The sequence below is a fragment of the Pseudodesulfovibrio sediminis genome (genome assembly GCF_020886695.1).
GTDB lineage: Bacteria > Desulfobacterota > Desulfovibrionia > Desulfovibrionales > Desulfovibrionaceae > Pseudodesulfovibrio > Pseudodesulfovibrio sediminis.
The window spans coordinates 791,346-806,636 of record NZ_AP024485.1 but is presented as its reverse complement, the minus strand read 5'-3'; the positions used below and the strand labels follow the sequence as shown (position 1 = coordinate 806,636).

The window sequence follows — 15,291 nt, the reverse complement described above, 5'->3', positions numbered from 1 at the left end:
CCTCTCCGGTGTTACAGATTCTCCACCACGTGTTTCAACTTCCACTCACCGTTCACTTTTTCCCACAGATGGGGAGAGCGGTGTGCGTCACATAATTCGTGGAACTGTTCCGGTGTGATGCCGATATAATCCATGATTTCGTTGAAATAGACATCAGGGAATTCTCCGTCATACTTGTGGACCAGGGCCACGCCTTCTTCACGGGTCAGGTGTTTATTCCTGATCTCCTGAGAGGCATCATAGGTGGTGCGACCAATGCCGAACTTGATGTAGGTGGTGTAGTAGTGCAGATCATCGATCTTGTCGTCGATGGAATTGTACTTGGAGTAGGTGCCTTGAGTGCGGAACGGGCGGGCCTTGAAGCCTGTGTTCTCAACCGCGTAGTAGTATGCTTCCTGAGGGGTCCACGGCACATAGTAGCCGAGGTAGTGAACTTCGATGTTGGAAGCGGCCAGACGGTCTGCCTCTGCAGGGAAGTAGGTGGCCAGTTCGTTGAGTCTGAGGCCATGGACTTCCATGAGTTCCTTGATGGAAACGCCGCCAAGGTAGAGATCGTCGATGTTCTTCATGCTGTAGTAGGACTTGTCCCGCAGTGATGAAGATGTCTCGGCAATGGGATTGCCGTACTCGGCTTCCGGCTCTCCGTAGAAAATAAGGGAAATATCGTATTCAAGCGCGATCTTGGGCGCGAGATTCTTTTGTCCCAAAATGAAGGTCTGGAACGGATGAAGCAGATTCTCTATGGCCAGCTTGGTCAAGAGCTTGTGGGCACGACCATTCTGGTTGAACGTGATGTTGTCGAACCCACCGACCTCGATCCAGTTGCGGAAGTTCTTGTAACCATAGTCAGTGTACATGATCGGCGGCCAGGTCACGGTCAGCGGATTCATGCCGTATTTGTACTTGAGCGTGTGCGCGGCCAGACAGCTGTCCTTGCCGCCACTGCCGGGGACGATGCAGTCATAGGCTCCATCGTTGCGGCGGTGCTGGTCACACAGCTGCATGAGTTTTTCTTCGCGGGCTTTCCAGTCGATATCGACCTTCTTCTGCTCATTGTAACGGCATGCGTCACAGACGTCGTCATCATCAATGTGCAGGGTCGGCGTAATGCGGTCCTTGGTGTGCTTGAATTCCGGATAGGAAGAGGGGCGCTGGTTGGACATGACGCATTTACGGCAGAAACGGACCTCTTCAGGCAGGCCGAACAAGGTTTTGGGTTTGGTCATTTATAAAGCCTCCGAAGAGCGAATGAGATTTGCAAAATTGGTGTATACGATGAGCCCGTCTGTTCCGCTCCGTTCGGGATGGAATTGGAAGGCTGTGATATTCTTGTTATGGCTGGCGGAACAGAAGTCAACATTGCCGTAGGTCGTCCTGGTCAGGACAGCATCGTCCGCATCAGGAACAACGTGGCAGGAGTGGACGAAATACATGTTTGTGCCAGGTGTGACACCCTCAAGGAGCGTCCCTTTCCAGGTTTCGGGATTGTTGTTGGGGGGGGTGATGGCGTTCCAGCCTACTTGTGGGACCTTGTAGGTGCGTCCGTCAATCTTCTGGACCGGGAAGTACTGCACTTGACCGGAGATGAGATCCAGTCCCTTGTGGGTGCCGAATTCTTCACTCTCGGTGAAAAGAAGCTGTTGCCCCAGGCAGATGCCGAGCAGAGGTGTTCCTTTGGCGGCAACATCCTTGATGGGTGAGACGAGGTCGAGTCTATTCAGGGAGTCTATAGCATCGCCAAAAGCGCCTACTCCTGGCAGGATGACTGACCGTGCACTCAGGATTGCGTCGGACTGATCCGTAATTTGGACAGAAAGCCCTACATGCTCGCAGGCATGCTTGATGGAGAAGAGATTGCCCAGACCGTAGTCGATGATGGCGACGTCGATATTATTCACTGTTCGCCTCCATTCTGCAGGGAAGTCCTTGCTGTCGCATGGTTTTTTGAATGTCGTAGATGGAACAGGGGGTCACCTTGGCGAATCCCCGGCCTGTTTTGAGAAATTCGGTGTTTCCTTCCAACTCATATTCATGGGAGTTGGATTTTTCCGCCAGGGTCTCAATGGCCTTGTAGTGCAGAGTCGTCGCCATTGAGACGGCGTCTGCCTTACCTTCGGTGATAACCTGAGGCACATCTTCGGGCTTGCCGCATCCACCGCCGGCGATAACCGGGATGGACACACTGGTGGAGATGGCCCGCGTGAGTTCGAGATCGAACCCCTTGCCAGTGCCTTCTTGGTCGATACTGGTGACCATGAGTTCTCCGGCGCCCAGTTCAGCCGCCTGTTTGGCCCATTCAAGGGCGTCTACACCGGTCGTCTCCCGACCATACTCTATGAGCGCTTCCCACTTGCCGTTGTCACGCTTGATGGCTTCAATGGACACCACGATGGTGGAGGAGCCGAATGCTATGGAGGCCTGCTTGATCAATTCGGGGCGTTTGATGGCCTCGGTATTGATCGCGACCTTGTCGGCTCCGGCACGCAATACTTCGCGGATATCATCCACACTGCGCAGTCCTCCCCCGACACACAGGGGAATGAAAATCTGTGAGGAGGTCCTTTGAATTATTTCGTGCAGGCTGTTTCGATCATAAAGACTGGCAACAGCATCCTGAAAAAAGAGTTCGTCCGCACCGTTTTCGTAATAGTGCTGGGCAAAGTCCTCTGGTTTTCCAAGTACGCGTAAGCCTTCGAAATGAATGCCTTTAACGAGATTCGGGCCTTTGATGTCAAGGCGTGGGATTAAGCGAAAATTCATGGTGGACAGGCTTACCAAGCGGTCCAGCCGCCGTCAACCATGAGATTCTGACCGGTAACATAGGCGGATAGATCGCTGGCGAGGTACAGGAGGGTACCTTTCATGTCCTCTTCGGTTCCCATGCGGTTGAGGGGGGTGCGGGCTTCATAGCGCTCAACGAACTTTTCGTGTTGTCCGCGAGCGATGCCGCCGGGGCTTATGCAGTTCACGCGGATGTCCGGGGCCAGGACTGTAGCCAGATAGCGGGTCAATTGGGTTATGCCGCCCTTGCTGGCTCCATAGCCAGCCGGGTTGCCCATGGCGGTTCCTTCATAGAGTGACATGTCCGGGCCGACCACCCCGTACGTGGAACCGATGTTGATAACCGAACCGTGCCCGGATTCCCGCAGATAAGGGGTGGCTGCCTGAACAAGGGCAAAGGGGGCGGTCAGATTGGTCTCAAGGGCGGCGCGCCATGTGTCGACATTCTGTTCTTCAAAAGGCACGCCCCAACCAGTGAGTTTGGATGTGCCGACAAAGGCCGCACAGTTGACCAGGATATCGAGCCTGCCCAGTTGGTCCACGACCTGTTCGGGTGAAGCGACAACAGCGGCTTCGTCAGCCAGATCCATTGTCAGCCCCATGGTTTTTACCCCGTAGCGCTCTGCAAGAACCGCTGCACTTTCCTGAACTCTGGATTCATCAATGTCGAGAACCGCAATATGTGCTCCGGCTTCTGCCAGAGCCTCACAGAATGCCGTGCCGATATGACCGGCCCCGCCAGTGACCAGCGCGGTACGTCCGGTCAGATCCATGAGTTCCTTGATGCTTTTCATTGCTTTCGCTCCATGAGGAACTGGGCAAAGGCGAAATCCAGCTCCGTGTCAATGTCTATGGCTCGCTCGGGAGGGATGATGGCTGCCTTGGTTCTGCCTTCAAAAACGCCATTGTGCTGCCGGATATAGTCGGGGGTGGTCACATAGGCCACTGTGGTCATGTCAAAGACCTCGGGGGCGTCCTGACGTCGGGCGATGTTCTCTGTGGGAGGCATGGCAATTGATGCCAGCCCGTTATCGTCCAGGGTGATCATGTTGAAAGAAGGGTGTCGGTCTGCCTCGCGGGCCGTGACCACCATGTCACAGCCGCCTGCCTCAAAGAGCGTGATACAGGTGCGGACATCCTCACTGGTGCGCATGGGCGCGGTGCAGGGCAGAGAAACAAAGATATCGAAATCGTCCATCTGTTCGACCGCATGTCGCCATGCCAGCCATTCGGGAGTGGTGTCCTGCGCCAGTTCGGGAGGGCGCATGAACGGCACTTCCGCGCCAAGTTTCGAGGCGACGCGGGCAATGTCCTTGTCATCGGTGGAGACGATGATGCGGTCCAGCAGCCCGCTTTCCTTTCCTGCGTTGATGGCATGGCCGATAAGAGGGATGCCCCCGAGCGGCTTGATGTTTTTTCCGGGGACGCCCTTGGAGCCGCCCCGTGCAAAGATGAATCCGTACCGTTTCATTATGCCTCTACCCAACATTGGGAGGTTGCGCTTTTTTCTATGGCTTCTATGAGGCGGACGATTTCGAGCCCCTGTTCAAAGGAACAGAGGTGAGGCGCGTCTGTCACCAGGGCCTGGAGTTGGTTCCGATAGGTCGTGTCCCGTTCCGAGGGGTGGTCCTCGATGGAGCCGTCTACCAGCAGAATGTTGTTGATGAAGTCAGCGCGCAGGCTCATGTCCGGTGTGGTGATGTCGAATCCCCGGCGCGGTGTCCGGCTGAGATAATCCATGTGAATGGACGTTGCCGGGCATGATGCGGTTTCCATGAGGATGGAAAACTGGTCGTCCGAATCAATATTCAGGTCGCTGAATTTACCGCCAACTGCGGTCACCCGTTTCCATTTGCCCAACAGAAACTGGGCAAGATCAAGCTCGTGTGAGAGGTCGCGCAGGACGCCGCCCCCCAGGGCCGAACTGGCAGAGTAGCTGGTGGAGTAGTCTGTGCCGGGGCGCCAGTCAGGCAGATATTGACCGACATGGAATTGCGCATTGAGAATCCGCTGTCCTGTCAGGAGTTCACGTGTGCGTGTCGCCAGAGGGTGAAAGCGCAGGTTGTAGGCAACACAGACGGTGTCGACCGCATCACATTCGCAGGAATTCTGGAACAGCGGCTTTTCCACCAGTATGCGTCCGGTGAAGTCTGCCTGTCGCAATGCCTGAAGATTGGCGTAGTGATTGACCGTGGCCGTTGACACAATGGCCAACCATGGTTGGGTCTCTGCCAGCGCATCCTCAATGGAACTGTATACGGTATATGGGCAATCCGGGTTGCCAGTGACACAGGCTATCTCGTGCCCCATCTCGTTCAGCAGGCGAGCATGACGTGCGCCAATGGAGCCGTATCCGATTATCAGGGCTAGCATGTCGGGTCGTCGTCCTTTATGCGAAAATGCATGTCATAGTCGAAGTTGGCCTGATCGAAATCCTGTTTGCGGCCTATGTCCATCCAGTATTCATGAATTGGGAAGGCTGCGGTAGTTTCCCCTTTGTCCATGAGTTGGCTGAACAGGGTCGGCATGTCGAGGTATTGGTTTTTCGGAATATTTGCGGCCACATCCGGGTCGAGAACATAGATGCCGGCATTGACGAAAAACTTGTGGGTGGGTTTTTCCTCAAGCTTGGTGATCTTGTGATTCTCCACATTGACCACACCATAGGGGACCTGGATGTCAAAGCTGCGGACAGCCATGGTGGCGCGTGTGTTCTGGTCATGATGGAAATCAAGCATGCCTGGAAAATCCACACGGGTCAGCAGGTCGCCGTTCATGACGAAGAGCGGTTCGGTGGGTGTTTCCGGGATGAGCCCGACGGCACCTGCGGTGCCGAGTTTTTCCTTTTCCTTGAGATAGCGGATTTCCACGCCGTGTTTGGAGCCGTCGCCGAAATAATCCTCTACCATTTCAGCACGGTAATTGACTGAAATATAGAATTTTTTGAAACCGTATTCGGCAAACTGATCCAGAATTGTCTTGAGGAGCGGTTTGCCGCCAACGGTGAGGAGCGGCTTGGGGCAGTCTTCGGTCAATGGGCGCAGACGTTGACCCAGTCCGCCGGCCATGAGGACCACCCAGTTGTCCCGAACTCGGGGAGCGACCATGTCAATAAGCGTCCGGAGTCCGACCAGTCGACCGTTGGCATCCAGAATGGGTACCTGTCTGAAATCTTTCTCCCGCATGGTCGCAAGCAGCGTGGCAGGATCGTCGCTTTCCCGTGCGGAAAAGAAGTTGGTTTCCATGATCTCTCTGGCAGGAGAGTCCAGAGGTTTGCTGGCGAGCAGACCGCGCCGGATATCGCCATCGGTAATGACGCCCATGAGAAGTCCGTCTTCCGTGGTGACAAGGGCAATCTGGGTAGAGGAAATGTTGATGGTCTCAACTGCATCTCGTATGGAAGCCGAGAGGGGGATGACCGCTTTTTTCCAATCCTGCATGAGTGCTATTCCTTGTCGTCTTCTAGACGGTGGTTGATGTCATAAAAGGACTTTGCGATATTCAGCGCATTTGTTGTTTTCATTACAGTCAGAATGCGTTCGCTTGTCCCTGCTTTTTCATACGGGTTCCGAGCCTGTTTGACAACTTCGCGGCAGGACGGAGAGAGCGCCTTGTGGATGGTCTCTGCAATCGCATGGGCCTGTGTCGGACAGTTGAGTATGGATCGGGCTTGAATCCTACCTTGTTGTCGGGTGCCCACATTGATTGTCGGAACGGAGAAACTCGGGGCTTCCAGTATCCCTGATGAAGAGTTGCCCAGTACCGCTGCACAATGTTTCATGGCAGAGAGGTATCGCACCAGCCCCAGAGATGGTGTTATCAGAACCCGCTCAGGAAACGCCTGAGCCAACTGTGCAGCACGGGCGTCAATGGCCGAACCACCCGGATCGGCGTTGGCGCCGGTGACAATGGTAGTGATGGTCGGATTTGCGGTCATGGCGTTTGCCAGGCCGGTGAAAAATGCCTCTAGTTTGGCCTGTCCATCCCCTTCAAGGGTAACCGGATGGAAGGTTGTCAGCAGGCAGGTGTCGCCCATGGTGAAGTCGAGGTCGCTCTCAAGCGCGCTCTTGTCCATCAACGGCATGGTCAGGATGTTCTCCACCCCCAGCGCGCCTACGTTGAAAACCGTGTTCGGGTTTTCGCCCAATTGGATGACCCTGCGCCGATAGGGTTCGCAGGATGTGAAATGAAGATGGGCCATTTTGGTGATGGCGTGACGAAAATAGTCGTCGATCGCACCTTCGGTGACTTCTCCGCCGTGGATGTGAGCAACAGGGATATGCAGCAGGGCGGCAGCTGTAGCACAGGCTAAGCATTCATAGCGGTCGCCCAGAAGGACGAGCGTGTCAGGCTGAATGTCGGCCAGCGCTTGTGCGCAGCCGCTCAGGGCTTCGCCCATTGCCGTGGCCACGCCCGTTCGGGAGTCGTCATCCAGCGGGAGTTTGACTTGGGCGCTGACAGTGAATCCATCGGCCAGAATGGCATCAATGGTGTGTCCATGACGTTCGGAAAGATGCGAGCCGGAGACCAGAATCGAGAGGTCTGTGTCCGGGGCGGCGTCAATCCGCTTCAGGAGCGGAAGCAAAAGACCGTATTCGGCACGGGTGCCGGTGAAAACAGTTATTTTCACAGTTCGATGATCTCCCCGATTTGAAAGTCGCGTTCTGCCGGAGTGCCAATGACTGCGTCCCACATCATGGGAGAGATGCCGCCCTGGCCCGTGCGCTTGGCTGCCACATTGTCTTCGGAGAACGGTTCGCCTTTGGCGATTGTCGAAGCCGCCACCAGGAACCGGCGGGCCACATTGATGTTTTCCATTTCGCTGGGGCTGGGCTGTTTGGTGCCGTCCCCCATGGCCTTTTCAATGTCGCGAACACCTGCGACCATTGCCGTCAGTTCCGTCGGGTCCAGCGACGCCGCATGATCAGGCCCTTCCATGGTTTTGTCCAGAGTGAAATGCTTTTCAATGACCTTGGCCCCCATGGTGGCTGCTGCCACTGCACAGGAGATGCCGGGTGTGTGGTCCGAGTATCCCACCTGACAGGCCGGGAAGGACCGCGCCAGCGTGTCCATGGCGCGCAGGTTGGCGTCTTCGAGGGGGGTCGGGTACTGCGTGTTGCAATGGAGCAGGGTGATCAGAGAGCGGGGTGTACCAGCATCCACAAGTACCTGAATGGCGTTGCCGACTTCGGATAAAGTGGTCATGCCCGTGGACAGAATGATCGGTTTCTTCTTGGCACCGACATAGCGCAGGTAAGGCTTGTTGGTGATTTCTCCCGATGGGAGCTTGATGGGGGTGACGTCGAGGTCGAGCAGCATATCCAGGCTGCTTTTGTCAAACGGCGTGGAGAGAAATTGAATGTTTTTTTTCTTGCAGTGACCGATGAGCAGGGTGTGGTCCCCGTCATTGAGCTCAAGCTTCTGAAGCATGGCGAGTTGCGATTCTCCGGCGCCGGAGGTTTCCTTTTGGTAGGAAGCCTTCTGGGCATGAACCGTGGTCAATTCACTGGCCTTGAAGGATTGGAATTTGACAGCGTTCGCGCCGGCGTCAGCCGCGGCATCAATGAGCTTGAGCGCGAGATTCATGTCGCCGTTATGGTTCACGCCAGCTTCGGCAATGATGAAAATGGGGGCTTCGGACATGATCAGGACTCCAGACGGGGGCCGCTTGGCAGGTTTATGGCCCGATCTGTGATGTCGCGGGCAGTGGAAAGGGAATCGGACAGGGCATTTTGATAGATGTCCATGTCCGACATCAGCGTCCACATGGGACGCGTCATGACGTCCTTGTCGTTGCTTTCAGCCAGAAATGCATCGCGTTGCTCCTTGGAAGCAAATAGGGCGGTGTTCAGCCAGTAGTTGGAGTCGCATCCCTTGGGTGCATCTATGTAGGTAATATCTGCATGCTCGGCAAAGAACGCCCTATATGCCTGGGCCACGGCTTTTTTGTCGGCAAGGATATCATCCAGTTTTTCCATCTGCGCACATCCCAGGGCCGCGTTGATGTTGGGCATGCGGTAGTTCCAGCCGATGGCGTCATGTTTGAATTCCCATCGGTGCGGGGTCTTGGCCGTGGCGGTCAGGTGGCGGGTCCTTATTCCCAGTTCTTCATCGTTGGTGATGATCATGCCCCCGCCCCCGGTGGTTATGGTCTTGTTGCCGTTGAAGCTGAGTACGCCGAGCAGACCGAACGTGCCGAGGTGTTGTCCCTCGAAATAGCTGCCGATTCCTTCGGCGGCGTCTTCCACAACAGGGATGCCGTATTCGGCGCATAGAGCGCAGATTTCACGGATACGACAACTGTGCCCCACGATATGGACCGGAACACAGGCGGAGACCCTTCCATCGGCAGGATCGTGATTTTCAAGGAACGTACGGAGTGCGTCCGGGCTCATGCCCAGCGTGTCGGCATCGGAGTCGATGAAGACGGGCCGTGCTCCGGTGTGCGAAATGGCGTTTGCCGTGGCCACGAAGGTCAGTCCCTGGGTGATGACCAGCGTCTCGGGCTCGACTCCGGCAAGATGGAGGGCGGCAGTCAGTCCGCAGGTGCCGTTGACCACGGCCACAGCCTTGGCGGCACCTGTGAAATCTGTGATCATGTCTTCCATTCGGCCTACATACTGGCCAACGCTGGAAACGAATGTGGAGTCTATGCATTCACAGAGATATTCTTTTTCGCGTCCGGTAAAAACCGGGGCATGCAGAGGGATGAATGCTTCGGGCTCCCGGTACAGTTCCCTGATGAATGTGAGTATATCGTCAAACACTGTCTATCCTAGATGTTGTATATGTCAGCTTTGTAGCGTTTGAGGTTGTCCTCATCCGCGAACCATTCGGCTGTCAGGGCCAGGCCGCGCTTGAAGCCGTCCAGCCCGCCGAATTCAGGTTCCCATCCGCAGAGTTCCTTTACTTTCTTGTTGCCGCAGAAAAGGCGCTCCACTTCACTTTTGGCCGGGCGAATGCGTTCCTGATCACAGATGATTTCGATTTCCGCGCCCATGGCATCGGCAATGGCCTGCGCGGTGTCTCCAATGGAGACTTCGAAACCGCTGCCCACATTGACCACCTGTCCCACACAGGCGTCGGACGCTGCCACTGCCTCAAAGCCGCGGACAGTGTCGCCCACATAGTTGAAGTCGCGGGTGGGCGAGAGGGCGCCCAGCTTGATCTGCCGTTTGCCGTTGGCGATTTGCGTGATGACCGTGGGGATGACAGCGCGGGCGCTTTGGCGTGGACCATACGTATTGAACGGACGGATGATGGAGACCGGAGTCTCAAAAGCATTGTAAAAACTCATGGCGATCTGATCTGCACCGATTTTGGTGGCAGAGTATGGGGATTGTCCCTGCAACGGATGATCCTCGGTAATGGGGACGAACCGCGCAGTACCGTATACTTCACTGGTGGAGGTGACAACGACCCGCTCGACGCCGAGGTCCTTGGCTGCCTGCACGATATTCAACGTGCCTTTGACGTTGGTGTCAACGTAGGTGTCCGGTGAGTGGTAGGAATAGGGAATGGCGATGAGTGCGGCCAGGTGCAGCACCACATCGCACCCCTTCATGGCCTCACGGACGCCATTGGGGTCGCGCACATCGCCTGCGAAGATTTCGAGGTTGTCGGTGATTTCTTTTGGAGATTCATCCAACCAGCCCCAGGAATTGAAGGAGTTGTACAGCACAAAGGCGCGGACCGAGTATCCCTGACGGACCAGATAATCGACAAGGTGGGATCCGATAAAACCGTCCGAGCCGGTGACCAATATTTTTTTACCAGTGAGATTCATGATGCTCCCGTTAAGTTGGCCGGGAAAATGGCGAATTATGATGCTCCACCATATATATCCAGTCCTTGCGGAAGGCAAGGCGGGACAGGCGGTGGACAAGGGGCCTAGATCATTTTGAAAGTGAGGAGGCGCAGTGCCTCGTCCAGGCATTCCTCGGGTTCAAAGGTTTCGAGACATTCGATGGTTTCACAACTGTTCTTGTTGCAGGACCTGCAAGGGAGGTTCTTGTCCACGCTTGAATGTTTTTCCGAGGGAGGACACCAGCCGAACCCTGTGGCTCCATGGATGACCAGTGAAGGCGTGTCAACGGCAACGGAGAAATGCCTGGGGGCAGAGCAGTTGCCGACATGGAGAGCCGCCTGTGCCTGGACGGCCGCCATCTCGCGCAGGGAGAGCATGTCGTCGGATATGATGACACCCTCGCCAGCCAATCGTTTGACTTCCTCGGCAACCGGTAGCTCGCCGGGACCATAGAGGATGAAAAACTTGAGTTTCGGGTGTTTTTCCCGAAGCAGTTTGATGAGTCCGGCGAAGTGCCGCTCAGGCCATTTGCGAGTGATGCGACGGTGGCTGGGGTCTATGGTCACGAATTGCCCAGGCTGCATGCCCTGTGATTCGATAAACGAATCCGCCCAGTTCTTTTCTTCGTCTGCGAGGTATATTTGGGGCAATTCGCCATTCCAGTTGATGCCGAGCGGACGCATGATGCTCGCTTTCAGTTTGGCCGCATAGCCATATATGACATCACTAAAATGGGTATAAAATAACCTGTTGTACCACTTGGTCGTCTGGGTCAGTTTGACCGATGCGTTGGAAAACATGATAACATATCTGCATCTGGGCAAACGCTGGAAATCCACGATGAGATCGTAGTTCGAGCGACCGACCTTGCGGTACCACCACAGGGCTTTGAGCGGATTGTTGAGTTGTTTCTTGTCTATGGCCCAGACATGGTGGATGTGTGGGTTGTTCTCTATTACCGGGACACACTTCTTTTCCGTGAGGAGATCGATCTCAGCATTGGGAAAGCGTTCTTTCAGCAACTGAATCGAAGGAGTGGCCAATAGGACGTCACCGATTTGTTTGAGCTGGCAGACCAGTATTTTCTTGGGATCTATAGTCGAAATATCTTTCATTGTAATCCGTTTGGATGAGTATACCGAGCCGTGAGTGGCGCGGTGCGCGGATGTATACACGCCTATCATGGACGGCACAAGTTTGTCTTGTCCACATCAATTGACAAGATTGATTTTAGCATCGTATTTGTCCTCGGTTGGGCGTATTGCCCTAGGTTCCGAATAATGCTTGAATTGTATAGGTCAATGGCCTGTCCCGGCAAAGTTGTTGCGATGCAGAAAAAGAGTTCATATCACCAACTGGTTCGTATCGCAGGATACGTCTTGGTTCTCACATGCCTCGGGTTGGTCGGTGTGCAGGTATATCGGTATGCCCCCGAGCTTTCGAGTGTGCTCGTGCGGGATGGCGTTGCCTCGACGCTCGCCTTGGCCAGTTGCGTGTATGCAGCCGCGTTGGCCTTGCTTGCCCTGGCGTGGCACCTCCTGCTGAGACGGGTATTTGGTGGTGCCGCTTCTTTCAAATCCACATATGGAATCTACGCCAGGACTTCCATAGCCAAGTATCTGCCCGGTAACGTCGGGCATGTTGTTGGACGTCAGGTCGTCGGCAAGAGCAAAGGGCTGTCTCATGTGGCCATTGCCGGATCCTCGGTACTGGAGGTCGTCTGCCTGGTCTGTGTGGCCGCACTGATCTGTCTCTGGATGGAGTTGCCCATAGCCACGCCCATTCCTGCATGGGTGTATTTTGTCGCCAGTATCCTGTTGTTGCTCGCTGTCCCTGTTGTGGTCATGGTCTTCGCACGGAAGCGGAATGTGGAAGCGTTGATCGACAAGTCTTTCAGACAGCTTTACACGGGGCTTGGTCTGGTCAGCCTGCTTGATTTACTGTTTTTTCTCGTTACGGGCTCCCTGTTGTATCTCATCTCTCTGGGGGCGGGGCTGGACACGGGCATGAGCCTGTTTTCCGTTGTCGCCGTCTATGCGGTCAGTTGGTTCCTTGGTCTGATCACGCCCGGAGCGCCGGCCGGAGCCGGTGTGCGCGAGGCGATCATCATTGCCATGCTCGGCCTGACTATGAAAAGGAGTGACGCGCTTGCTGTAGCCTTGCTTTTCAGGATAATGACAACCGCAGGTGACGTCCTGTTTTTCGGCACGTCCTTTTTGCCTTGGGTTCGTGAAAGGAACCAACAACATTCAACACCGAGTTCTTCATGAAATTGATCATACAGATACCATGCCTCAACGAGGCGGAAACCATAGACATCACCCTGAAGGCTCTCCCGCGAGAAGTGGAGGGATTTGATTCAGTCGAGTGGCTGATCATTGACGACGGCTCAACTGACAACACCGTGGAGATCGCCAGAGCCAATGGTGTTGATCATGTTGTTTCCCATTTGCACAATAGAGGATTGGCGCATGGTTTTCTGACCGGTTTGAATGCTTGCATTGCCTTGGGGGCAGATGTGATTGTCAATACTGACGCAGACAACCAGTACTGTGCCGATGATATCTCCATCATTACCAAGCCCGTTGTCGAGAAAAAGGCCGATTATGTAATCGGAGCCAGACCTATTTCGGATATTGAGCACTTTTCGCCGATCAAGAAGATGCTGCAAAAACTTGGCAGCTGGGTGGTGCGTTGCGCCAGCAATACGGATATCCCCGATGCCCCCAGCGGGTTCAGGGCCATAAGCCGTGATGCCGCCATGCGCATGAACGTGTTCAACAGCTATACCTACACGCTGGAGACCATTATCCAGGCGGGGCAGAAGAACATGGCCATCACCTCGGTTCCCGTTCGGGTCAATGAAGATTTGCGTCCGTCCAGGCTGGTGAGTTCCATTCCCGCCTATATCCAGCGCTCCATCTTCACCATTGTCCGTATTTTTGCCATCTACAAGCCCTTCCAGTTTTTCATGTCAATGGCAGCTATAATATTCAGTCTCGGCCTGCTCATCGGTCTCCGGTTTCTGTATTATTTCATTACAGGTGATGGGAATGGGCACATTCAGTCGGTGATCCTATCCGGAGTACTGCTCGGCATGGGGCTGCAGACCGGACTCATCGCATTTGTGGCCGACCTGATCGGGTCCAACCGGAAACTGCTTGAACAAATCCAATTCATTCAACGCAAACAGGGTGACCTTGCAGCCAACTCAAGCGATACGGACGCCGATCAATAATGAAGTACGGTAATCGTGTCGGTGGATTTCTGACTTCGGTAGGGCATATCATTGAAGCAAGGCCGCTGTATTGTGTGGCCTTTTTTCTGATTTTCATGTGCGTGTTCTACGGGTTCAAACTTGACCACAGAGGGGTGGGCGGTGGAGATGAACTCGGGTACCTTCGGAGTGCCTATCATCTGGTGCATAACGGCGTTGTTTCCAGTAGTCCCATCCGGGAGGAGTTTGAGCCGACAGGACGGCGTGCCCCGGGATATCCCGCATTTCTTGCTGCGGGAATCCGGTTGATTCCTGACCTGTACAAAAATGATTTTGAATGTGTCTTTAACTATGAGCCCGGTGTTTCAAAAGAACCCCATGCCCTTGTGTATCTCAAATACATACAGGCAGGCCTGCTTCTGTTTACCGCGCTCATGGTGGGGTGGCTCATACTGGATATAACGGGGAGGCGGGTACCTGCCTATCTCTCGCTCTGGTTTGTGGGAATGCATTCATTTCTGGGGCGATACGTCAACAGACTGTATGCCGAGGTCTTTGGCGCATTTCTGATGACACTATTCACCCTGTTTCTCTATCTCGGGTTGAAACGGAAAAGCGTGCTTCATCTGTTGGTCAGCGGCGTGGTGCTCGGGTATATGACCTTGACCTTTCCCCAGTGGAAATTGGTCGGATGCGTGACTATTCCGTCGGTGTTGCTGTGTGTCGTGCTTGTGAGAGAGAAAGTGCTCAAGATGCTCGTTGGCGTGGTCCTGATGGCTGCGATCTGGGTGGCGATTTTCCATCCGTGGGAGCTGCGCAACGAACGGATCTTCGGCCGTCAGTTCCTTTCGCTTGGCGGCGGGGCTGTGCTGGAGGTCAGGGCGCAGTATGATCTCATGCCGTGGAGTGCGTATTTTTCCTCGTTTGCCTATTGGTCCCGTTCTCCGGTTCTGAAGAAGGGGCTATTGAAGTTTGTGGACAAGAAACACTATGTGACATTGCTTCGTCAGGAGCCGGGTAGCGCGTATCAGGAAATGATCAAAAAGCGGCACGATCTGTCGCAGGTGTTCAATCCTGTCGAGACGAATACCCGGCTGATGCAGGGGGCTTTGGAGACCATGAAAGCGCATCCCGTTCGGCATCTGCTTACAGCTATCCCCATCGCGTTTCGGGGGATGATGAATCCGACATTCAGCCTTTTTTACATCGGTGTTTACTTTCTCTTTATGTTGGCCGTGTACAAGGCGCTTGTAGGCAAACAATGGATTGTGGCGACACTGTTGGCGACGCCTCTCGGTCTGTTCGGCTTTAACGCCATGGTTACCCATGGTCTCCCCCGGTACAGTGAACAGGCGGCACCGTTGCTGATTTTGGGAGTGGTTATCGGTTATTGCCTCAAAAAGAAGAGTGTACCAAATCAGATTCTTTGATTTTTTTAGTGTCACCGAAGATTTCGGGGGCACAACAGAATATAGTAGCAGAGTAG

15 protein-coding genes are annotated in these 15,291 nt (G+C 54.6%); 3 read left to right on the top strand and 12 right to left on the bottom strand.

What is annotated here, in order from left to right; genetic code table 11:
* Positions 1 to 11: 11 nt before the first annotated feature.
* From SRBAKS_RS04065 to SRBAKS_RS04010, 12 genes are all read right to left on the bottom strand, one after another.
* A complete protein-coding gene (locus SRBAKS_RS04065; protein ID WP_229593921.1) occupies positions 12 to 1,226 on the bottom strand; it encodes an N-acetyl sugar amidotransferase in 1,215 nt (404 codons plus the stop codon).
* A complete protein-coding gene (gene hisH, locus SRBAKS_RS04060) occupies positions 1,227 to 1,898 on the bottom strand; it encodes an imidazole glycerol phosphate synthase subunit HisH (RefSeq protein ID WP_229593919.1) in 672 nt (223 codons plus the stop codon).
* Positions 1,891 to 2,760, bottom strand: a complete 870-nt coding sequence (hisF, locus tag SRBAKS_RS04055) for an imidazole glycerol phosphate synthase subunit HisF (protein ID WP_229593917.1) — start codon at positions 2,758 to 2,760, stop codon at positions 1,891 to 1,893. The genes hisH and hisF overlap by 8 nt, the downstream gene beginning before the upstream one ends.
* An 11-nt stretch (positions 2,761 to 2,771) precedes the next feature.
* On the bottom strand, positions 2,772 to 3,575 hold the full coding sequence (locus tag SRBAKS_RS04050) for an SDR family oxidoreductase (RefSeq protein WP_229593915.1): 804 nt from the start codon (positions 3,573 to 3,575) through the stop codon (positions 2,772 to 2,774).
* Positions 3,572 to 4,252, bottom strand: a complete 681-nt coding sequence (locus SRBAKS_RS04045) for an acylneuraminate cytidylyltransferase family protein (protein WP_229593913.1) — start codon at positions 4,250 to 4,252, stop codon at positions 3,572 to 3,574. Before SRBAKS_RS04045 ends, SRBAKS_RS04050 begins: the two co-directional genes overlap by 4 nt.
* The gene (locus SRBAKS_RS04040) at positions 4,252 to 5,154 is read right to left on the bottom strand and encodes a Gfo/Idh/MocA family protein (protein WP_229593911.1); all 903 of its coding nucleotides are present in this window, start codon (positions 5,152 to 5,154) and stop codon (positions 4,252 to 4,254) included. The genes SRBAKS_RS04045 and SRBAKS_RS04040 overlap by 1 nt, the downstream gene beginning before the upstream one ends.
* Positions 5,148 to 6,221 (bottom strand): nucleotidyltransferase family protein, encoded by a 1,074-nt coding sequence (locus tag SRBAKS_RS04035; RefSeq protein WP_229593909.1) that lies wholly within the window; start codon positions 6,219 to 6,221, stop codon positions 5,148 to 5,150. Before SRBAKS_RS04035 ends, SRBAKS_RS04040 begins: the two co-directional genes overlap by 7 nt.
* A gap of 5 nt (positions 6,222 to 6,226) precedes the next feature.
* Complete coding sequence (gene neuC / locus SRBAKS_RS04030; protein ID WP_229593907.1) at positions 6,227 to 7,411, bottom strand: UDP-N-acetylglucosamine 2-epimerase; 1,185 nt, start codon at positions 7,409 to 7,411, stop codon at positions 6,227 to 6,229.
* Positions 7,408 to 8,424 (bottom strand): N-acetylneuraminate synthase, encoded by a 1,017-nt coding sequence (neuB, locus tag SRBAKS_RS04025; protein ID WP_229593905.1) that lies wholly within the window; start codon positions 8,422 to 8,424, stop codon positions 7,408 to 7,410. The genes neuC and neuB overlap by 4 nt, the downstream gene beginning before the upstream one ends.
* Positions 8,425 to 8,426: 2 nt before the next feature.
* Positions 8,427 to 9,548, bottom strand: coding sequence for a LegC family aminotransferase (locus SRBAKS_RS04020; protein WP_229593903.1), 1,122 nt, complete (start codon positions 9,546 to 9,548; stop codon positions 8,427 to 8,429).
* A gap of 8 nt (positions 9,549 to 9,556) precedes the next feature.
* A complete protein-coding gene (locus SRBAKS_RS04015) occupies positions 9,557 to 10,567 on the bottom strand; it encodes an NAD-dependent 4,6-dehydratase LegB (RefSeq protein ID WP_229593901.1) in 1,011 nt (336 codons plus the stop codon).
* A gap of 104 nt (positions 10,568 to 10,671) precedes the next feature.
* Positions 10,672 to 11,703, bottom strand: a complete 1,032-nt coding sequence (locus tag SRBAKS_RS04010; RefSeq protein ID WP_229593899.1) for a glycosyltransferase family 9 protein — start codon at positions 11,701 to 11,703, stop codon at positions 10,672 to 10,674.
* Positions 11,704 to 11,967: 264 nt separating this feature from the next.
* On the opposite strand from SRBAKS_RS04010, the gene SRBAKS_RS04005 reads away from it, so the two are divergent.
* The 3 genes from SRBAKS_RS04005 to SRBAKS_RS03995 are packed head-to-tail and all read left to right on the top strand — an operon-like array spanning position 11,968 to position 15,235.
* On the top strand, positions 11,968 to 12,858 hold the full coding sequence (locus tag SRBAKS_RS04005; RefSeq protein ID WP_229593897.1) for a lysylphosphatidylglycerol synthase domain-containing protein: 891 nt from the start codon (positions 11,968 to 11,970) through the stop codon (positions 12,856 to 12,858).
* Entirely contained in the window at positions 12,855 to 13,826 is a 972-nt protein-coding gene (locus SRBAKS_RS04000; RefSeq protein ID WP_229593895.1) for a glycosyltransferase family 2 protein, read from the top strand. The genes SRBAKS_RS04005 and SRBAKS_RS04000 overlap by 4 nt, the downstream gene beginning before the upstream one ends.
* Entirely contained in the window at positions 13,826 to 15,235 is a 1,410-nt protein-coding gene (locus tag SRBAKS_RS03995; RefSeq protein WP_229593893.1) for a hypothetical protein, read from the top strand. Before SRBAKS_RS04000 ends, SRBAKS_RS03995 begins: the two co-directional genes overlap by 1 nt.
* Positions 15,236 to 15,291 lie beyond the last annotated feature (56 nt).